Origin of the sequence: Vibrio maerlii, assembly GCF_003415655.1 — a bacterium.
In the GTDB taxonomy this organism is placed as follows: domain Bacteria; phylum Pseudomonadota; class Gammaproteobacteria; order Enterobacterales; family Vibrionaceae; genus Vibrio; species Vibrio maerlii.
On the sequence record NZ_QRHC01000019.1, the window covers coordinates 14,631 to 32,607 of the forward strand.

The following is a 17,977-nucleotide window of genomic DNA, read 5'->3' on the forward strand; positions in this document are numbered from 1 at the left end:
AGCAGGAACCGAAAATCATAAACAAAGAAGGCGTCCAATGGACGCCTTCTTTTTAATCTCGGTATCTTCACTACCAACCAAATGACAAGCTAATAGCCAACCCTATGGTTACCGCCATGCCCACATAGTTATTATTAAGGAAGGCTTTAAAACACAGTTGGCGGTCGCGATGACGAATCAACTGCTGTTGATAGACAAACAAGCCGCCAACCACCAACAAAGAGATGTAGTAACTACTACCAAGCTGATAAATACTGCCAATCACGATCAAGAGTAATAGCGTTGCAAGCTGCAGCGCACCGATAATCATCTTGTCGCGCTTACCAAACAAAATAGCTGTCGATTTGATACCGACCTTTAGATCATCTTCTCTATCAACCATCGCATACTGAGTATCGTAAGCAATCGTCCACAACGCATTGATGACAAACAAAAGCCAAACCATTGGCGTTAACTCGCCAGATTGAGCAGCCCAAGCCATCGGCATAGACCAACTAAACGCAAGGCCTAGGAACAGCTGCGGCAAATGGGTGTAACGCTTCATAAAGGGGTAGATAAACGCTAGGAACAGACCAACAAATGAAAGTTGGATGGTCAGCGTATTCATGGTTAATACCAAAACGAATGACAACACACTGAGCAAGGCAAATAGCGCGAGCGCTTCTTTACTTCCGACTTCACCAGCAGGGATTGGACGCAGCTTGGTTCTTTCAACATGACCATCAACTTTGCGGTCTGCGAAATCGTTGATCACACAACCTGCTGAGCGCATCAGTACTACACCTGAAATAAATACGATAAGCACCTTAGGATCCGGTAAGCCACCGGCAGCGAGTAATAGTGCCCACATGGTTGGCCACAACAACAAGAGAGAGCCAATCGGTTTATCCATTCGCATCAAGCGCCAATAAGCATTGGCCTTGTTAGATATCATTTATTCCATTCCTCTTGATAAATAGGCGCTTGAGGTAAAAACAGTTCTGCGACTAGCATGGGTTTATCATTCATCCATAAGCGTGAGCGTCGAGCCAGTAAATAACGTCCATCTAGCTGTGCAAAGCCAAACTCCAGCTTGTCACGTCTAACCTGATCAGCGCTAAAAATCGTGTTACCCAGTGGAATATCTCCTTGAGTGGAGAAATCATGCTGCTGGTTCTTTAACGCGCTTTGCGGAATCAATGTGCGCCCTAATACCCACTCTTGATCATCACCACATAGAATCACTTCACGCTGCAAACACTTTTCATCTGGTAATCTTTCCCCTTCTTCGGTTGAAAGATCTAGCTGAGAAACCATCTCTTGTTGCATGCGGCTGACCGATAACACACAACAATGTTTTTCTAATCGACGGGAGAGTGAGCCTTGCTCTGTCAGCCACGCATGCGCAAGGGCATTAGGTAGCTCAACATCCTCAGGGGATTGCCACTTCACCTTTCGAATCGCATCAAGATAAAGTGCGTACTGCTGGTTCATATTTGTATTCAATTAGTGATGTTATATCGTACAATATCGATGTGATGTTGCTAGGCAATAATAAGCACATCATATTGTTTATGAGTTATTTTCCATTAGACTGGCATTGTAACAAGAGTCAATCAATTCGAATATCGTCAGAATAAGAAAGAATCACAGAATATGTGTAAACGTTATGCAGCCCTAATTATCTGCGCGCTTAGCCTGCTCTCACCAATCACGAGTTTTGCAGAAGAGGAAGAAATAGCACCAAAGTTAGCCTACTTCACCCTTCAGCCAGACCTAACAACCAATTTCCACACCAAGGGCAAGCACCTTGGCTATGTGCAGGTGCGCATCGACATTATGGTAGCCAATAGTGCAGACACTAAAACCATCGAACTGCACCAGCCTTTAATTCGTAATGCGGTTGTTGAACTACTGGGGCAGCAATCAGAAGATACGATCAAATCACTCACAGGGCGTGAAGATCTGCGTAAAGCATTGGTTGAAAAGCTTAATGAAATCCTACTCGCAGAAACAGGCCGCATGATTATTGCAGATCTGCTATTCACTAAGTACTTGTACCAATAACAAGCCTTAGGCACTTCGGGATACAAATGCTTTTGTATCCCACACTCCGATCGCTACACCCGACAGTAATCCTACCAAGTGCGCTGTATTCGCAATCGCCATAAATGGTTGGACGAAACCCAAGATTAGCCACACCAACATAAAGACAAATACCGGCTTTTGCATCTCCAACCCAGTGCTTGGCTTGAATCGCCCCATAATCCATACATAGCCGACTAGCGCGTAGACCACACCTGACAGGCCACCAAAGTTAGCGCCTTCGACCCAGTATTGCCCCGCTCCAGATAATGCTGCTGAGACTATGAAGAGCTGCAGTACTTTAAGCGTTCCTACCCTTTGCTCTATATCTCCACCAAGCTGCCACCACCACAACAAGTTAAATGCAATATGCATCACAGAGAAATGCAGCACCGCGTGGCTTACCCAACGCCACAACTGCCACTGTTGATGTTCGAAAGCAGGGAAATGTAATTGAGAAAAAATCGCTTGGGAGTAGCCGATCTGCTGAAGAATGAAAATCACACCACACACCAACATCACACTGAGCGTTAGTATGCCCGCTTTTGCCTTCAGCATATCCATCATGCTTGGCATGTTATAGCTGAAGTTATTGGTGCGTGTTTCTGCCATATCCCAAGATGCCGCTTGATAACGAGGGTGTCCTGGCTCAGACAGAAATCGCTTTAACTCGGCCTCAACTTCAACAACATGCTCAGCATCAGGTAGCCATAATGCAAACTGTCCACTCCCTTCTGGCATCATTTGCACCGTGATTTGACGCTTTGCCATATAGTCAATAAACGCCTGCGCTAACCTAGGGTTATCTATAGTGAATAGCCTATGCATTATTTACTCCCAATCCGAGTACTTCTATAAACCGCGGTTGATCGGCAGTTCTGCTCGTTGCCACGCTTCAAAGCCGCCATCGACACTATAAACTTCTTCGAAGCCTTGGTTAACCATATACTGCGCAGCACCTTGGCTACTGATACCGTGATAACACATCACCAAGATAGGCTGATCAAACTCTATTTCATCCATGAAGCCAACAATCGTGTCGTTGGTAAGGTGGAAGGCATCCTCTGCATGTGCCACAGCAAAAGATTGCGGATCTCGAATATCAGCAAGCCTTGCTTTCCCTTGCTTGATCATCTCAAACGCGCCCTGTACATCTATATGCTTAAACTGGTCCATATTTGCTTCTTACTCAAGTGATACGTTGATTCCATTGTAACCTATCCAAAGCCAAACAAGCACAAATGAAAGGTAAGGTTATCCACCTATGGTCAATTTAAAAGCATTTGTGGATAACTCTGTGGATTGCGTTAATAAAGTATGGATCGAAAAAATGATCCACTATATGTTGTGTTGATCTTGATTTAGCTGTGAGTGAATGAAGAGATATCCCCATCAACAAGTCGACTCCCGAGGCTGAATACACCCGGTGTTTTTACAACTGTTGAATAATTACCTCACAGAGTTATACACAGGCAGCATGGAAGAAACAGATCGACTTTATTGTAAATTTTCGATCAAGCATAAAAAAACCGAGATCAAATGATCTCGGTTTCTATCAAATCTTTGCTGGGGTGAATTACATCTCACCAACCGCTAGTTTTAGCTTCTTCATCGCATTCTTTTCAAGCTGACGAATACGCTCTGCAGAGACACCGTACTCTTCTGCTAGGTCTTGTAGCGTTGCTTTCTTGTCATCTAACCAACGAGAACGCACAATACGCTGACTGCGTTCATCAAGACTAGCAAGCGCTAAACCAAGGCGGTTGTTGGTGTGAGCTTCCCAGTTATCAGCTTCTACGTTTTCTGCAACGTCTGATGCTTTATCTTCTAGGTAGAGCATTGGGGCCGTGTATGAGGTTGCACCAGTGTCATCATCATCGACTGTCAGCTCAAACGCTGAGTCTTGCGCTGCAAGACGAGATTCCATTTCACGCACTTCTGATGGCTCAACACCTAGCTCTTTTGCAACTGTCTCGACTTCACCGTTGTTGAACCAACCAAGACGCTTCTTTGACTTACGTAGGTTGAAAAACAACTTACGCTGAGCCTTAGTGGTTGCGATCTTCACGATACGCCAGTTACGTAGCACGTACTCATGGATTTCAGCTTTGATCCAGTGCACAGCAAAAGATACCAGGCGAACGCCAACCTCAGGGTTGAAGCGTTTCACTGCTTTCATCAAGCCAATGTTGCCCTCTTGAACAAGGTCAGCCATTGGTAAGCCATAGCCTGAATAGCCACGCGCTACGTGAACAACAAATCGAAGGTGCGAAAGGATCAGACCTTTTGCCGCATCAATTTCACCGTTGTAATGTAATCGCTCCGCCAGACCACGCTCTTCTTCAGCCGTTAGCATCGGGTAGCTATTAGCTGAGCGAATGTAGCTGTCTAAGCTGTCTTGTGTGACTAGAGCCATTGGATACGCTTGGTTTGTCATTCTGTTCCTCGACAATCTTTGCTGCTTAAGTATTGCAAACCCTTATCTATAAGCATTTTCTAATAAGGGGACAATCATTATGCATAGATCAATTTGTGATACAAGTAAAAAAGTATACGCTACCGTCTACTTTCCAAATAATGTGACCACAATAGCTTATACAGGTTCAATTTCTTTTAGATGACGTTTAGCAGAAACTCTTGCTGCTGCGCAGCCAATAAAGGTTCCAGTCATCAAAAGTAGTAATGATTCATCCCAGTTCAAACCGACCAAACGAAAGCGACTGTCATACAACATGGCAAGATTCTCAACCGCACCATTCAAAATAATCGTGATAACTGCGGCCAATAGCCAAGCCGTCACTGCGCCCAAGAAACCAAACCAGAAGCCGCTGTATAAATAAGGGCGTAAGATAAAGGTATCCGTAGCACCAATCAGCTTCATGGTTTGAATTTCATCTTTATTAGCTAACACATTGAAGCGCAAGGTGTTACCTACAATCAGAAATACAGCAACCAGCATCAAAATCGATAGTGCACTCACCACTGAGATTGCTAGGGTTTGGATGGCGGTAATCTTCTCTAACCAATCTTCATCTAAACGTACATCGGTAAAGGTATTCATCGACTGTAAACGAGTCGCTATCTGTTTAATGAGAACCTTGTCATCGACCGATGGTGAGATAATCAGTACAGCGGGTAATGAATAATCATCCAACAGGGAGAGTGCTTGTTCAAAGCCAGAATAGCTGCTGAGGTCTGCTAACCCTTGCTGTGAGGAGATAAACTCGACAGACTCAACGTTCTCCCACCCTTCAATGTCATCCTTCATCACCATAATTCTAGCTTCAGGCGTCGACTCTTGAACGTAAGCACTCACTTGCGATGGTGAAGTAACATCGTCAGAAATTAGGGCAATATTCTTACCTAACAGATAGAGACATGCCGGTAACGTTAACGCCATTGCGATCACAGCTAGGGTCAAGATATTCCCTAGAGGGCGGGCCCAAAGTTCTGAAAACGACGCTTTAGCTTGCTTGATATGAAGCTTAAAGAAGCCATCGGTATGCAACGATTGTGGCTTACGCGATGACGTTGCTGGCTTCTTGGCTTTCGTCTTGTTCTTGTTCTTGTTCTTGTTACGTAGGTTAACCATAACTCTCAACCTCACTTAAGAAGCCTTGGCTCAGCTCCATATGGCGGTACTGAGGGCGTTGATTGACCAGGTTGATGTCGTGCGTTGCCAAGATAATGCTCACACCAGCACGGTTAAACTCTTCAAACAGCTGTAGCACTTTATTCGAAAGCTCAGGGTCTAGGTTACCCGTAGGCTCATCAGCCAGTAGCACGGTTGGTCGATTGACCACAGCACGAGCAATACCGACACGCTGCTGCTCACCACCCGATAGCTGATTAGGCAAGCACTTCGCTTTATCCAAAAGACCCGTTTTATCCAATGCCGCCGATACTCGACGCTTAATCTCATATTCAGACACTGCGCCAATTCGCAGTGGCAACGCAACATTTTCGTAGATGGTGCGGTCCATCAATAGACGGTGGTCTTGGAAGACAATACCAATATGGCGACGCAAGAACGGTATATCCTTGGAGGGAATCTTGGTTATGTTATGGTCGTTAAACCAAATATTGCCATCGGTAGGTCGTTCGATGGCACAAATCAATTTGAGCAAAGTACTCTTACCTGCTCCTGAGTGCCCACCTAGAAAGGCCATCTCGCCCTTCTTAAGGTGAAAATCTACTTTTTGTAAAGCCTGTCGACCACCACGATAGGCTTTACTCACTTGATCAAATTTTATCACTCACACCCTTCCTATGGCTGCCTATTGTGTTGTGGCTATAGAATTGAATCTATTATTCTTCGCGGCTAAATAGTGCGTCGATGAACTCTTGAGTCTCAAACGGACGTAAATCATCAATACCTTCGCCGACACCAATATAACGCAGTGGGATCTTGAATTGGTCAGCTAAAGCAAAGATCACCCCACCTTTTGCCGTGCCATCTAGCTTCGTCAGCGTGATCCCGGTTAGCGGTGCAACATCGCTAAATAGTTTCGCTTGGCTAATCGCATTTTGTCCCGTACCTGCATCAAGCGTTAGCATGATCTCGTGCGGTGCTGAATCATCAATCTTCTTCATCACACGTACAATCTTACGCAGCTCTTCCATTAGATTAGCTTTATTTTGTAGGCGACCTGCTGTATCGGCAATCACCACATCAACACCACGCGCTTTCGCGGCTTCAATTGCATCATAGATTACCGATGCGCTGTCTGCGCCAGTGTGCTGAGCAATCACTGGTACGTCATTACGCTCACCCCAAACCTGAAGCTGCTCCACTGCCGCAGCACGGAAGGTATCACCTGCCGCAAGCATCACTTTCTTACCTTGGCTCTGGAATTGCTTCGCCAGCTTACCGATAGTGGTTGTTTTACCAACGCCATTCACACCCACCATAAGGATAACGTAAGGCGTTTTGCTGGTATCAATTTCTAGTGGCTGCTCGACAGTTGATAAGATTTCTGCCATCTCTTCTTTCAGCAGGCCATAAAGCGCTTCGCCATCTTTCAAGTCTTGGCGAGATGCCTTCTCAGTGAGGTTATCGATGATCTTGACGGTGGTATCCATGCCCACATCAGCAATAAGAAGTTGCTCTTCTAGCTCTTCGAATAGCTCATCATCAATCTTCTTATCCTTGAACAAACCGAAGAAACCTGCACCAATATTCGCTTTTGTTCGGCTTAGGCTACGTTTTAGGCGAGCAAAGAAGCTCTCTGTTGGCTTTTCCTGCTCAACAACTCGTGGGGTTTCTACCACTGGTTGAGGCTCTTCAACAACTTCTGCTTCTGCTTCTGCTTCTGCAGTCTCTGGCTCCGGTTGCTCCTCTGCAACCAGTTCTTCCTGTTCAGATTCAACTTCTTGCTGTTCAGGTTGCTTTGCTTGTTCTTCTTCACCAAAACCAAGCCAAGAGAGTAAGCCGCCTTTTTTCTTTTTTGTCATGTGAAAAATTACCTAAAAATCTGTGTGCCAGTGACAGCACATTAATAATAAAAATGACAAAGCAGTGATTTTTATTCGCTCAGCTTGATACACTTTGCCATTATCAATCTGTTTAAGAGTCTGTTTGGAGCTTCTCTCCATGCAAACAGCTTAGCTAAGCCCAAAATTTAATGGGTTATAGTATCACTTAATTAGCGGTCAAAAAATCTATGGTAAGACGTCGCCAGCAAAACTCATCACAAAAAAAGCCTTCTACAGGCTTTGTTCGTATTATCAGCGGGCTATGGCGAGGACGAAAACTCCCAGTTCATGATGCTGAAGGTCTAAGACCGACCACAGATAGAGTCAAAGAAACCGTATTTAACTGGCTAGCACAAGATGTACCAAAGGCACGTTGCTTGGATCTGTTTGCTGGAGCTGGGGGATTAGGTTTCGAGGCGGCTTCTCGCCAGGCTCAGCTTGTCACTATGGTTGAGTTAGATAAACAAGCCCACGCTCAATTGAAAAACAACATTGCCACACTAAAAACCGATTCGATTGAGTTATTGAACGATAATGCGCTGACAGTCCTGACTAAATCACCGTCTGAACCTTATGACGTGGTATTCTTAGATCCTCCTTTTCACAAGGGGCTACTTGCAGAGTGTATCGAACTGCTAGAAAAGAATAATTGGCTGACTGAACACGCCATGATTTATATCGAGACAGAGAAAGAGCTCGCTATCGAGAACATCCCGCAACATTGGCACCCTCATCGCGAAAAAACAGCCGGTCAGGTTTGCTATCGATTATTTGAAAGGAATGCTTAATGAAAGCTCTCATTGTATTAGCAAAAGCCGCCATTGCTTTTGTTTGGTTTGTGCTTATTTTTAATATCTTTCACCCATTCCCAGGTAAAGCTGCGATTGCCCTCTACATCATGACGGCATTCTTGTTTATCATGCACGGCTTACAGATGCTGATCTTTATCGGTGCATTTGGTGACAAGATAAATATGAGTAAGTGGGAAAAGTGGTCCATATTAGTATTTGGTATCTTTGCACTACTCGACATTCGCAGAAAGCACATGTCATGAGCAACTGTCCCTTTAGAGTCTAATCACTCTAGTGCAATTGTGCCGCTTACATTGAGCGGCATTTTTATATAACAAAAACACACTTTATGCTTCTGCTAACGCAGTGCAATTAACTTTTATATTTAGGCGAGAGCATTAACATGGATACTATTTCCGCTGCAGCCATGCTGTTTCTCATTATGGACCCTATGGGTAACCTTCCCATTTTTTCGTCCATCCTCCGTCATCTAGACAAAAAAAGAAGGCGTATCGTTTTAGCTCGCGAGCTAGTCATCGCTTTGGGCATCATGCTGCTGTTTTTGTATGCTGGTGAGACCATTCTTGGGTTCTTATCACTCAAGCAAGAAGCAATATCGATTTCAGGCTCTATCATCCTGTTTTTAATCTCGCTAAAAATGATTTTCCCTTCTGATGGCCAAGGTAGCCTCTTAGCAGCGGGTGAAGAACCTTTCATCGTGCCACTCGCCGTTCCAATGCTCGCAGGCCCTTCGATTATCGCTACATTGATCTTACTGGCTCACCAAGATGCCACTCGGATGTCAGATTGGACCATGGCACTATTCATTGCTTGGGGTGCTTCTGCGACGATACTGATGCTAGGGGAAGTGTTTGAGCGTATCGTGGGTGAAAAGCTGCTTAAGGCGATAGAGCGCTTGATGGGTATGTTGCTATTGATGCTTGCGGTGCAAATGTTCTTAAATGGTATAGAGAGCTACTTCCATCACTTCGGCACCGTTGCCCAATAAACACGTTGTAAGCTCGATTGCAAAAGCCCCGCCAATTTAACCTGGCGGGGCTTTATCATTTAATGTCGGTTAATCGTTAAATTAATGGCTACAAACTCGCTCAGCATTAATATTGAGCTTACCATCACGCTCAATTACCTTCTCACGCTGAAGGAAGAAAGTGACCAAGCTTTCAAAATCAAACCCATCGAGCTTACAAGTTCTAAAACTCACCTCTGCACCAAACTCAGCTTCAACTCTTGATTTTAGCTCAGCCTTCGTCATTGACTCTTCACGAAGCAAATTCAGTACTTTATGAGCATGAATATCTGTAGACATAATTAACTCCTCACTTATTGGATGGTCAGGCTAGCTTAGCTCTGACATATCAACATTGACTCAACGCAAGCCAGATTTAAATCGTCCAGTTCATCACCACAAACAACAAAGCAAACGTTTGCATCAGATATACCTTACAAAGCCATGACTTTACTAGGCTCACTTTGAATAACATAAATAAAAAAGCACACTAAACTGAAACGACCAACAATTAAAAACAATAATAAACAAACACTTAACCAATAAAACAAGAAAAACCTTAGGTTTTACCTCAGGAGATAACTAAGAAATTCGACTGAAAGAAATCTATAAGTACGGCATTCACTTACCTAAGTTTAATGCAAAACACTATCAACAACAGCACACCTACGCCTTGAAAAAACAATAAAAACAAACAAAACCCAACTATGAAACCCAAAAGCACATAATTGACAATAAAGGTTATGACAACTTATTACACAATCAAAATATAAATTAAAAACAACAACTTAGATTAGAAATAAAGAGTAAAGTCAAACTAAGGTTATAATTAAACCAATCAAAAACAACAACAAACTCAGTCAATAAACTTAGAATCAAACCAGTAAAGATGTAATTTTGAAGCTTACAAATAAAATATTTGACCAATCAGTGATTTTAGTGATACTGTATAAAGCATATCAGATAATCATTGAATTAAAGGAGCAGTGTTATGATGACTTCTGAACAAAAACAAGGACTTGTAATGATCGCGGTAGTTTTTGGTCTTATGACTCTGCCGATGATGTACTAAGTCGAATATAAAAAAGAAAGGGACGCTAACGCGTCCCTTTCTTTTTTATATAAAATCTATGAGAAAAGCTGAATCAATGTATCCCAATGGATAAGGTAGAAAAGCGCAGCAGTCAAAGTAAACACGCCCATCAGTAAAAGAGCAACTCCCCAGATAAATCGACTAGAGCGTGGAAGAAGCAGTTTCTCACACTCATCACAGGTATTAAAAAACGCCGCCTTATCTTCCAGAACAAAATCTTCCTCATGGACGATTTTATTTCTAATTGTCGCCACATAACGCAACTTCTTAATGACTTCATGCGGCAAGCGTTCTTCACTACTGGTGATCAATTGGTGTAACCCTTTTCCTTCTGCATGGTATTGAGTTCTCAACAGCTTTTCGAAACGGCGAGTGCGTAACACCACCTTCTCAATATCCGACATCGCTGCCCTCCTTTGCTAAAACCTTTCTGAATAAATCCTACATGCAGAACAGGTAGAACTAACACAATATGTAAAATACTAAATCGACCATGTGAAGCAAGTCGTGTTTTTTGCATCGAGCGTTTATCTGAAGGCGAATTATGATCGCCGCTCTCTATCTCTTCATCGTCTTAACGCTAAAATAGAGAAAATCCATGGAGGTCCTATGCCACTCACCCTGATAATTTCACTTGTTTTACTTGCACTGGCTGCAGGCTGGTTCTTTGTCGGTTTCTTCAGAAAGCACATGCAAGGCGAGAATGCACCAGAACAAACTGCAAACGTTATTGTTCTAGATAAGCAGTCTATCCAGATCGAAACCCAACACCCAAATCAAGAGAGTGAAGAATATTGGATCTATGTACAACGCGGTAAATGGGGACCAAAGAGGGAGTTTCAAGTCGGAATTCATTACTACCATGCACTCAATCCAGGTGACAAAGGTGCCTTGACCTACCAAGGCACCAAATTCCTACACTTTGCCCTTCAGCGTTAAGGCAATAACCAACTTGTCTTATTTGAGCGCGAGAATAACCAACTCACCCAAAGCGACGCACCACCACTGATCACAATCCACACAGGGATAACCCACGCAGGGTGTCCCTGATACCAGCCAAATTCTTTCATCGGCCACAAGAAGATAGGGTGAAGAATGTAAATCCCCAAACTGTGTTGGCTTATAAAACCAATCACCTTGTTAGCCTGATCAGATAATCCCTCACCAAAGTAACGACAGAGCATAAACACCATGCTCGCTGCCAGCACTACGTTAAGTGTCTTGTAGGATAACCAACGACCCACCTTATACTCACCTAGATCAACACTGGTACTCACCACCATGTAAACCGTCGTAATTAATGCCAACGCTCCAAGCAAACCTACAACACTCACAACGCCTCTTGTATTGGGAAGCTTCTGATACAAAACATACCCAAGCAGTAAATAGCCACTGTAAAGCCAAAGCTGGTGACTCCATGGGCCATCAATTCGGAACAAGAACAGTGTTGTCGTCAGAAGCCAAGCACCCAACAAAGCATAAACTGCGCTGTCGGAGCTTCGTCGTACAAATATTTGTAAGAATGGAATCACGAAATAAAGTGGAATGAAATAGTAGAAGAAACCGAGATGGTAATAGGTACTGTGATGATAACTCTCACTAAGTACTTCCAGGCTAACCGATGAATCAAAGCCACCCTTGGAGAACCCAGATAGCACCACATAGAACAAAGACCATATAATGAAAGGAACAAGCACTTTACCAAGCCGTCTCTGCACGTAATATTTCGCATCAAACGGGCGCTGATCAGATAGCATTAAAGCACCGGTAATCAAGATGAAGACAGGAACTGCCCAGCGACTGATTCCATTGACACCTACTGCGGTAAACCACTGGTCAAAAGGAATAACACCCAATTCATGACGATAGGGAGCAAGAACATGAATAGCGATCACGGCAACTGCTGCTACACATCGAGCCAAGTCAAAAAATAATACGCGCTGTTTCATCTAAGTCTCTGAATAGAAAGTACCTAACCATCAGCATAGCAATAAAAAAGGCTGACGTCGGGTTTACCTACGTCAGCCTTGAGTCATTTTTCCAATTGAGAGGCTTTTACGCAGTTTTTACTTGCGGCACCTTCGGTAATTTAAGTGAAATAAGTGTTGTTAGTGCAAGGAAAGCAAACGACACCCAAAGACACGCCGCCAATCCTGCCATCTGGAATACCCAACCTGACAAAATCGTACCGATCAGGCGACCCATTGCGTTCGCCATATAATAAAAGCCAACATCAAGCGATACACCATCACCCTTGGCGTAACTTACGATTAAGTAAGAGTGCAGTGATGAGTTAACTGCAAAGATGGCACCAAACAGCATTAAACCGCCAATGATTGCCAACTCTGGTTGCCAGCCGATTTGGACAGCGTAAGCAATGCCTGCGGTTACCGCAGCCAGACCACCAGCCCACAATAATGCTGCATGACCATCTGGTACCTTGCCTTGCGCCTTACCGGTGATCTTAGGGGCTATGCCCTGCACGAAACCGTAAGCAATGGTCCAAGCAGCAAGGAAGCCGCCAACCATTGAGTGATCCCACCCAAACACAGTTCCTAGATAGATAGGTAGTGCAATCACAAACCATACATCACGCGCCCCAAACAGGAACATACGCGCAGCCGATAAGATGTTGATCGATTCAGACTTAGAGAACAACTGGCTGAACTTAGGTTTAGTCTTCGCCTTACCCATATCCGCTTCTAAGCTCAGTACGCTACCAATGAACACGAGAGCTAGCACCGCAGCCATTGCTAACACGGCGTATTTAAAGCCGATTAACGACAACAATAAACCACCGACAAAGAAGCCTGCGCCTTTTAGGGCATTCTTAGACCCCGTAAGAATTGCAATCCACTTATACAGCGCACCTTGCTGCTCGTCCGGCACCAAGGTCTTTATTGAGCTCTTGGCACTCATCTTATTCAAGTCTTTCGCAATACCAGACAACGCCTGCGCTGCCATTACCCAAGGGATGGTCAGCATCGCACTTGGCACTGCAAGCATGGATAGAGCCACAATCTGCATTCCAAGGCCGAGGTTCATGGTCTTGTTAAGGCCAAGACGTGCGCCTAGCCACCCACCAATGAGGTTGGTCACCACACCGAAGAATTCATAGAAAAGGAACAGCGAGGCGATCTCAAGCGAGCTATAACCAAGACCGTGGAAGTGCAACACCACCAGCATGCGAAGTGCACCATCGGTAATGGTGAAGTTCCAATAGTTGAATGTCACCAACATGTATTGGCGAACGCTTTTACTTAGGTTTGAAAACATATCGAATCTCTGGTTTATCTTAAGTAGAGAGATGCAAACAAAAAGAGCTTTTGGCTTTCCTGTCTACAAACTAGCAGGCGCCCAAAAGCTCTATTTCCTTCTATTCCGCTTAGAACTCTAATTAAGCAGAAGCAACACCGTTGATGTAATCAACTTGAACTGGCTTAGTGAAAGCGCCTGGGCGAAGTGCTTGAACTTCTTGGGTAATCTTGTCCAGATCCCAGCCTTTCTCTAGCAGTAGGTGTGCAGCGAATAGACCAGTACGACCAGAACCGCCCATGCAGTGCATCGCTACCTTGCCACCGTTATCAACGATTTTGTGTAACTCTGGGCTTGCCGCAGACCATTTCGCTGCAAACTCAGCACCTGGTGCACAGTCGTCTTCGATTTCGATTTGGAACCACTGCATACCAAGAGCACGTGTTTTCTCGCCTAGCGCTGATACATCTTTGCTTGCTAGTTCTGAATCATCAAGTGCTGTTACGATTGCTTCAACGCCCTGCTCTTTTAGTTGCGCAAGAGACGCATCAAGGTCAGCATCTTTTGTACCTGGGCATGGAGTTAGGATTAGCGCGCCTTTCTCAAGGTCAAGTTGCCATGTTGGGTGTGTCATTGTGTCTTCTCCAAATTCTTAATTAAGCAAGGCCAACTGTACGTACTAGTTCAGATGTACGTGTTGCGTAACCCATTTCGTTGTCGTACCAAGCGTAGATCTTAACCATGCGCTTACCCACTAGCATGGTTGATAGTGCGTCAACGATGGTAGAGCGTTGGTCGCCTTTGTAGTCGATAGACACAAGTGGACGCTCTTCAAAGCCAAGAATGCCTTTTAGCTCGTTCTCAGATGCTTCTTTAAGTAGTGCGTTGATTTCTTCTGCTGTCGTGTCTTGCTTCACTTCGAAGATGATGTCAGTAAGAGACGCGTTCGCCAGCGGTACACGTACTGCGTGACCGTTGATGCGGTTTTCTAGCTCAGGGAAGATCTCAACAATCGCTTTCGCAGAACCCGTTGTTGTTGGGATTAGGCTCATACCACAAGCACGTGCACGACGTAGGTCTTTGTGCGGCGCATCTAGGATAGTCTGAGTATTCGTTAGGTCGTGAATCGTCGTGAATGACGCGTTCTCGATGCCTAGCTTCTCGTTGATTACCTTAACCACAGGTGCAATACAGTTTGTTGTACAAGACGCTGCGGTTACAATCTTGTGCACTGCTGGGTCAAAGATTTCATCGTTAACACCAACCACGATGTTTGCAATGCCGTCTTCTTTCACTGGTGCAGAAACCACAACGCGTTTAACGCCTTGGTCTAGGTACTTGTTTAGGAAAGATGATTTACGGTGAACACCTGTTGCTTCAATCACAACATCACAGCCAGACCAGTCAATCGCGTCAATGTCGCGCTCTTGCGTTGTCTTGATGCGTTGACCGTTGATGATCATCTCATCACCCTCAGCTGTTACTTCATGGTGCCAGCGACCTTGAACTGAATCGAATTCAAGAAGGTGTGCCAGAGTTGCTGTGTCGCCAGCAACGTCATTGATTTGTACAAACTCTAGCTCTTCCCAATCGAAAGCTGCGCGAAGTGCTAGACGGCCGATACGACCAAAACCATTAATACCTACTTTGACTGTCATGTTCTTTTCTCTCAGTTAATTGCCTTCATATTTGTAGCCGCAGCGTTGTTGACGGCATTCACTTCCCCTAATCACATAGGAAACCTATGCTCATAGGGATCAGTTCACTTGTCGCCTAGCTGCAACTTCAACTATCTTGGCAATAGATTTTTGTATATTTAAACGCAACACTGCGGGCGCGAAGTCATCGCTTCTAGGCGCTCAATGTCTTGTTGATATTCGGTTTTCAAACAGTTGGATGCGATAAGGTCATCAATTAACTTTAGCATCCAACCTGGTAAATCTTTGGATAAGCGGTAGAAAACCCACTGCCCTTGACGAATGTCTGTCAAAATTCCGCTCGAGCGGAGTTGTGCAAGATGACGGGAGATTTTTGGCTGACTCTCTTGGAGCGCTTCAGTGAGCTCACCTACCGATAAGCAATCGTGGCGAACAACCAACATCAAGCAACGCACTCGCGTTTCATCAGAAAGCAATTTAAAAAATTGATGAGGAAGCATTGTTAACACTCTCGTATATGGATATGCGCATATATTAGCCGGAATGAGACATGCGTCAAGGCATATATATCGATTGTCATAAAAGTTTAATGGAAGAAAAGAGAGCTAGAGAGCTAGAGAGCTAGAGAGCTAGAGAGCTAGAGAGCTAGAGAGCTAGAGAGCTAGAGAGCTAGAGAGCTAGAGAGCTAGAGAGCTAGAATATTGAAAGGGTTGACAGAATGCGTCAACCCTTTTGATGTTTGGAGGTAATCGGAATATAGGTATCTAGTTTTCTATAAGCAAAGCGATCCAGCACTCCTGAAAGCGAAGCGCCTTTTATTATGCCTTCGCTGCGGCAAGCAGAGCACCGCAGCCAACAAACATAGAGCCAAAGACCTTGTTAACCTTACCCATGATGCTACCTGAACGGATGTAGTTACCGATTCGCGCTGCGAGTGAGGTGTAGCCGAGCATCACAATGCTATCAATGACGACAGTGGTAACGCCAAGTACCAACAGCTGGGTGAACTGATCGCCTTGAGGGTTAATAAACTGAGGGAACAGCGCGACTAAGAACACAATAGACTTAGGGTTCGTCAGATTAATAAGCACGGCATTACGCAACAAAGCAATGCTCGATACCTGCTCTACATCAACGTCCGCAGCCAAACTTGAAGTGTCACGCCATTTTTGAATGCCAAGCCAAACCAGGTAGATCACCCCAACCCACTTGATTATAGAAAATGCCACCGCTGATTTAGCCACCAGCGCGCCAATACCAGCACCAACAAGCACAATGTGAAATGCGAGGCCCAGCTGTAAACCGGCAATCGCCGCTAGGGACTTTTTAGTACCGTAGCTAATGCCATTACTGATGGAGTTTACCGTGCCTGAACCCGGTGCCAAGCTGAAGACGATCGCGGTAACGACATACGGTAGCCAAACATGCATATCCATTGTGTTTTCCTTTCGACAATTTAAACTTGTACAAAACCAGAACTTTATCAGGCAAACCGTCATGACCGAGCCAAGTCCAAGTCTTAATGCTCCTTATACTCAAGAGTCAAATTTTGAGCAAGCAATCCATTCTACCATTGCTCAATTTTGGCAACAAAGGGAGCACGGTCATACCAAGACCAAAGATAAGGTCTCATTGCACTGGGTAAAATGGCACAACCCTGACCACAATAAAAACTTATTAGTAGTGAATGGGCGTATTGAGTGTGCTGAGAAGTACCAAGAGCTATTTTATGACCTGTACCAACAGGGGTTCAATATCTACTCCTATGACCATCGTGGTCAAGGGATCTCAGACCGCCTCACCGATAATAAAGATATCGGTCACGTCGGTGAGTTTGAAGACTATCTCCAAGATGTACGCCATTTAGTGAAGCTGTTTGGCTTAAGCTCTGAAACTGACAATTATATCCTTGCGCACTCCATGGGGGGCTGTATAGCCACTCGATATGTACAAACAACACCAAATCACCCATTCAAGGCGCTCTCGGTTAGTGCTCCAATGTATGGCGTCAACCTTTCACCACTAATGAAGCCTGTCGCAATGATGATTGCCCAGCTTTTGACAGCCTTTCATGCTAAACCGGCTTACGCTCCGGGTCATAAGCCATACTATCGAAAGCCGTTTGAGGGTAATTATTTAAGCAGCTGTGAGATTCGCTATTGTTGGTTCCGTGACCTGTATGAACAAAAACCGGAAATCCGTATTGGAGGCCCCAGCACTCGCTGGGTATGGCAAGGGCTGATGGCGGCAAAACAATGCATTCAGCAAACCCGTCAGGTAAAGATACCATTATTACTCATGCAAGCTGAGGCGGATGAAATCGTCTCAAACCAAGCACAGAATCAGTTTATTAATAAGTTGATGAAAACCAACTCTGCGAGCCGCTTGGAAGTGCTTACAGGCTCTCGCCACGAGCTGTTATTTGAAAGAGATACCATTCGCAATCTGACTTTAGATGCCACCATCAAATTTTTCAATCAGCATGCTTCTGAATAAAGCCAATACTATATTGTTCAAAAGAGGAAAGATGACTTTACCCTCTTTTTCGCTCACGCTTTAGCATAAACTGACTGTGATAAAAAATACCAACCACATTGACCCCAGTAATTCAGCG

Annotated in this window: 22 protein-coding genes; 6 read left to right on the top strand and 16 right to left on the bottom strand. The window is 44.6% G+C overall.

The genetic code is table 11. The annotated features are described in order from the left end of the window. Positions 1 to 70 precede the first annotated feature (70 nt). Together ubiA and DPF91_RS21065 are read right to left on the bottom strand one after the other, a co-directional pair. Positions 71 to 934, bottom strand: coding sequence for a 4-hydroxybenzoate octaprenyltransferase (gene ubiA, locus DPF91_RS21060; RefSeq protein ID WP_117236400.1), 864 nt, complete (start codon positions 932 to 934; stop codon positions 71 to 73). After that, on the bottom strand, positions 931 to 1,473 hold the full coding sequence (locus tag DPF91_RS21065) for a chorismate--pyruvate lyase family protein (RefSeq protein WP_206355591.1): 543 nt from the start codon (positions 1,471 to 1,473) through the stop codon (positions 931 to 933). Before DPF91_RS21065 ends, ubiA begins: the two co-directional genes overlap by 4 nt. 162 nt (positions 1,474 to 1,635) lie before the next feature. Here DPF91_RS21065 and DPF91_RS21070 point away from each other — a divergent pair, with 162 nt between their 5' ends. Continuing rightward, complete coding sequence (locus tag DPF91_RS21070; protein ID WP_117236402.1) at positions 1,636 to 2,046, top strand: flagellar basal body-associated protein FliL; 411 nt, start codon at positions 1,636 to 1,638, stop codon at positions 2,044 to 2,046. Between the two features lie 6 nt (positions 2,047 to 2,052). On the opposite strand, the gene glpG is transcribed toward DPF91_RS21070, so the two are convergent. The 6 genes from glpG to ftsY form a co-directional block, all read right to left on the bottom strand. Continuing rightward, positions 2,053 to 2,892, bottom strand: a complete 840-nt coding sequence (gene glpG / locus DPF91_RS21075) for a rhomboid family intramembrane serine protease GlpG (protein ID WP_117236403.1) — start codon at positions 2,890 to 2,892, stop codon at positions 2,053 to 2,055. A gap of 24 nt (positions 2,893 to 2,916) precedes the next feature. Beyond that, on the bottom strand, positions 2,917 to 3,240 hold the full coding sequence (gene glpE / locus DPF91_RS21080) for a thiosulfate sulfurtransferase GlpE (protein WP_117236404.1): 324 nt from the start codon (positions 3,238 to 3,240) through the stop codon (positions 2,917 to 2,919). 400 nt (positions 3,241 to 3,640) lie between these two features. Then, positions 3,641 to 4,501 (bottom strand): RNA polymerase sigma factor RpoH, encoded by an 861-nt coding sequence (gene rpoH / locus DPF91_RS21085; RefSeq protein ID WP_117236405.1) that lies wholly within the window; start codon positions 4,499 to 4,501, stop codon positions 3,641 to 3,643. Positions 4,502 to 4,657: 156 nt separating this feature from the next. Beyond that, positions 4,658 to 5,656: a permease-like cell division protein FtsX gene (ftsX, locus tag DPF91_RS21090; protein ID WP_117236406.1), complete on the bottom strand. Its 999-nt coding sequence runs from the start codon at positions 5,654 to 5,656 to the stop codon at positions 4,658 to 4,660. Next, entirely contained in the window at positions 5,649 to 6,320 is a 672-nt protein-coding gene (gene ftsE / locus DPF91_RS21095; RefSeq protein ID WP_117236407.1) for a cell division ATP-binding protein FtsE, read from the bottom strand. Before ftsE ends, ftsX begins: the two co-directional genes overlap by 8 nt. 52 nt (positions 6,321 to 6,372) lie before the next feature. Continuing rightward, positions 6,373 to 7,518 carry a signal recognition particle-docking protein FtsY gene (gene ftsY, locus DPF91_RS21100; RefSeq protein ID WP_117236408.1) on the bottom strand — a complete coding sequence of 382 codons (1,146 nt, stop codon included), beginning with the start codon at positions 7,516 to 7,518 and terminating at the stop codon, positions 6,373 to 6,375. 209 nt (positions 7,519 to 7,727) lie between these two features. Between ftsY and rsmD the strand changes: the two genes are divergently transcribed. The 3 genes from rsmD (at position 7,728) to DPF91_RS21115 (ending at position 9,339) form a co-directional block, all read left to right on the top strand. Further along, positions 7,728 to 8,327, top strand: coding sequence for a 16S rRNA (guanine(966)-N(2))-methyltransferase RsmD (gene rsmD / locus DPF91_RS21105; protein ID WP_117236409.1), 600 nt, complete (start codon positions 7,728 to 7,730; stop codon positions 8,325 to 8,327). Continuing rightward, a complete protein-coding gene (locus DPF91_RS21110) occupies positions 8,327 to 8,593 on the top strand; it encodes a DUF1145 domain-containing protein (RefSeq protein ID WP_117236410.1) in 267 nt (88 codons plus the stop codon). The genes rsmD and DPF91_RS21110 overlap by 1 nt, the downstream gene beginning before the upstream one ends. 140 nt (positions 8,594 to 8,733) lie before the next feature. Beyond that, the gene (locus DPF91_RS21115) at positions 8,734 to 9,339 is read left to right on the top strand and encodes a YhgN family NAAT transporter (RefSeq protein WP_117236411.1); all 606 of its coding nucleotides are present in this window, start codon (positions 8,734 to 8,736) and stop codon (positions 9,337 to 9,339) included. Between the two features lie 81 nt (positions 9,340 to 9,420). Here DPF91_RS21115 and DPF91_RS21120 read toward each other — a convergent pair whose 3' ends face one another. Further along, positions 9,421 to 9,657, bottom strand: a complete 237-nt coding sequence (locus DPF91_RS21120) for a YecH family metal-binding protein (protein ID WP_117236412.1) — start codon at positions 9,655 to 9,657, stop codon at positions 9,421 to 9,423. Between the two features lie 828 nt (positions 9,658 to 10,485). Then, entirely contained in the window at positions 10,486 to 10,854 is a 369-nt protein-coding gene (locus tag DPF91_RS21130; protein ID WP_117236414.1) for a DUF4145 domain-containing protein, read from the bottom strand. Positions 10,855 to 11,059: 205 nt separating this feature from the next. Here DPF91_RS21130 and DPF91_RS21135 point away from each other — a divergent pair, with 205 nt between their 5' ends. Continuing rightward, positions 11,060 to 11,389: a DUF2500 domain-containing protein gene (locus DPF91_RS21135; protein WP_117236415.1), complete on the top strand. Its 330-nt coding sequence runs from the start codon at positions 11,060 to 11,062 to the stop codon at positions 11,387 to 11,389. On the opposite strand, the gene DPF91_RS21140 is transcribed toward DPF91_RS21135, so the two are convergent. The 6 genes from DPF91_RS21140 to rhtB all read right to left on the bottom strand — a co-directional run bounded on the left by DPF91_RS21140 (position 11,386) and on the right by rhtB (position 16,799). After that, complete coding sequence (locus tag DPF91_RS21140) at positions 11,386 to 12,399, bottom strand: acyltransferase (RefSeq protein ID WP_117236416.1); 1,014 nt, start codon at positions 12,397 to 12,399, stop codon at positions 11,386 to 11,388. The genes DPF91_RS21135 and DPF91_RS21140 overlap by 4 nt on opposite strands. Positions 12,400 to 12,505: 106 nt before the next feature. After that, positions 12,506 to 13,726: an organoarsenical effux MFS transporter ArsJ gene (gene arsJ, locus DPF91_RS21145; protein WP_117236417.1), complete on the bottom strand. Its 1,221-nt coding sequence runs from the start codon at positions 13,724 to 13,726 to the stop codon at positions 12,506 to 12,508. A gap of 121 nt (positions 13,727 to 13,847) precedes the next feature. Then, the gene (locus tag DPF91_RS21150) at positions 13,848 to 14,339 is read right to left on the bottom strand and encodes a cyclin-dependent kinase inhibitor 3 family protein (protein ID WP_117236418.1); all 492 of its coding nucleotides are present in this window, start codon (positions 14,337 to 14,339) and stop codon (positions 13,848 to 13,850) included. 22 nt (positions 14,340 to 14,361) lie between these two features. Then, a complete protein-coding gene (locus DPF91_RS21155; RefSeq protein WP_117236419.1) occupies positions 14,362 to 15,363 on the bottom strand; it encodes an ArsJ-associated glyceraldehyde-3-phosphate dehydrogenase in 1,002 nt (333 codons plus the stop codon). A gap of 158 nt (positions 15,364 to 15,521) precedes the next feature. Continuing rightward, on the bottom strand, positions 15,522 to 15,863 hold the full coding sequence (locus DPF91_RS21160) for a metalloregulator ArsR/SmtB family transcription factor (protein WP_117236420.1): 342 nt from the start codon (positions 15,861 to 15,863) through the stop codon (positions 15,522 to 15,524). Positions 15,864 to 16,181: 318 nt separating this feature from the next. After that, the gene (gene rhtB, locus DPF91_RS21165; RefSeq protein WP_117236421.1) at positions 16,182 to 16,799 is read right to left on the bottom strand and encodes a homoserine/homoserine lactone efflux protein; all 618 of its coding nucleotides are present in this window, start codon (positions 16,797 to 16,799) and stop codon (positions 16,182 to 16,184) included. Between the two features lie 61 nt (positions 16,800 to 16,860). Here rhtB and DPF91_RS21170 point away from each other — a divergent pair, with 61 nt between their 5' ends. Then, entirely contained in the window at positions 16,861 to 17,859 is a 999-nt protein-coding gene (locus tag DPF91_RS21170) for an alpha/beta fold hydrolase (RefSeq protein WP_117236422.1), read from the top strand. Positions 17,860 to 17,977 lie beyond the last annotated feature (118 nt).

Excerpts from the sequence above, each read along its gene's own strand:
- ftsX (WP_117236406.1), bottom strand. The coding sequence starts at position 5,656 with ATGGTTAACCTACGTAACAAGAACAAGAACAAGAACAAGACGAAAGCC.
- DPF91_RS21140 (WP_117236416.1), bottom strand. The coding sequence starts at position 12,399 with ATGAAACAGCGCGTATTATTTTTTGACTTGGCTCGATGTGTAGCAGCA.
- ftsY (WP_117236408.1), bottom strand. The coding sequence starts at position 7,518 with ATGACAAAAAAGAAAAAAGGCGGCTTACTCTCTTGGCTTGGTTTTGGT.
- DPF91_RS21115 (WP_117236411.1), top strand. The coding sequence starts at position 8,734 with ATGGATACTATTTCCGCTGCAGCCATGCTGTTTCTCATTATGGACCCT.
- DPF91_RS21160 (WP_117236420.1), bottom strand. The coding sequence starts at position 15,863 with ATGCTTCCTCATCAATTTTTTAAATTGCTTTCTGATGAAACGCGAGTG.
- DPF91_RS21135 (WP_117236415.1), top strand. The coding sequence starts at position 11,060 with ATGCCACTCACCCTGATAATTTCACTTGTTTTACTTGCACTGGCTGCA.
- DPF91_RS21070 (WP_117236402.1), top strand. The coding sequence starts at position 1,636 with ATGTGTAAACGTTATGCAGCCCTAATTATCTGCGCGCTTAGCCTGCTC.
- DPF91_RS21130 (WP_117236414.1), bottom strand. The coding sequence starts at position 10,854 with ATGTCGGATATTGAGAAGGTGGTGTTACGCACTCGCCGTTTCGAAAAG.
- DPF91_RS21065 (WP_206355591.1), bottom strand. The coding sequence starts at position 1,473 with ATGAACCAGCAGTACGCACTTTATCTTGATGCGATTCGAAAGGTGAAG.
- rpoH (WP_117236405.1), bottom strand. The coding sequence starts at position 4,501 with ATGACAAACCAAGCGTATCCAATGGCTCTAGTCACACAAGACAGCTTA.
- glpG (WP_117236403.1), bottom strand. The coding sequence starts at position 2,892 with ATGCATAGGCTATTCACTATAGATAACCCTAGGTTAGCGCAGGCGTTT.
- arsJ (WP_117236417.1), bottom strand. The coding sequence starts at position 13,726 with ATGTTTTCAAACCTAAGTAAAAGCGTTCGCCAATACATGTTGGTGACA.
- DPF91_RS21110 (WP_117236410.1), top strand. The coding sequence starts at position 8,327 with ATGAAAGCTCTCATTGTATTAGCAAAAGCCGCCATTGCTTTTGTTTGG.
- rhtB (WP_117236421.1), bottom strand. The coding sequence starts at position 16,799 with ATGGATATGCATGTTTGGCTACCGTATGTCGTTACCGCGATCGTCTTC.
- DPF91_RS21155 (WP_117236419.1), bottom strand. The coding sequence starts at position 15,363 with ATGACAGTCAAAGTAGGTATTAATGGTTTTGGTCGTATCGGCCGTCTA.
- DPF91_RS21170 (WP_117236422.1), top strand. The coding sequence starts at position 16,861 with ATGACCGAGCCAAGTCCAAGTCTTAATGCTCCTTATACTCAAGAGTCA.
- DPF91_RS21120 (WP_117236412.1), bottom strand. The coding sequence starts at position 9,657 with ATGTCTACAGATATTCATGCTCATAAAGTACTGAATTTGCTTCGTGAA.
- rsmD (WP_117236409.1), top strand. The coding sequence starts at position 7,728 with ATGGTAAGACGTCGCCAGCAAAACTCATCACAAAAAAAGCCTTCTACA.
- ubiA (WP_117236400.1), bottom strand. The coding sequence starts at position 934 with ATGATATCTAACAAGGCCAATGCTTATTGGCGCTTGATGCGAATGGAT.
- DPF91_RS21150 (WP_117236418.1), bottom strand. The coding sequence starts at position 14,339 with ATGACACACCCAACATGGCAACTTGACCTTGAGAAAGGCGCGCTAATC.
- glpE (WP_117236404.1), bottom strand. The coding sequence starts at position 3,240 with ATGGACCAGTTTAAGCATATAGATGTACAGGGCGCGTTTGAGATGATC.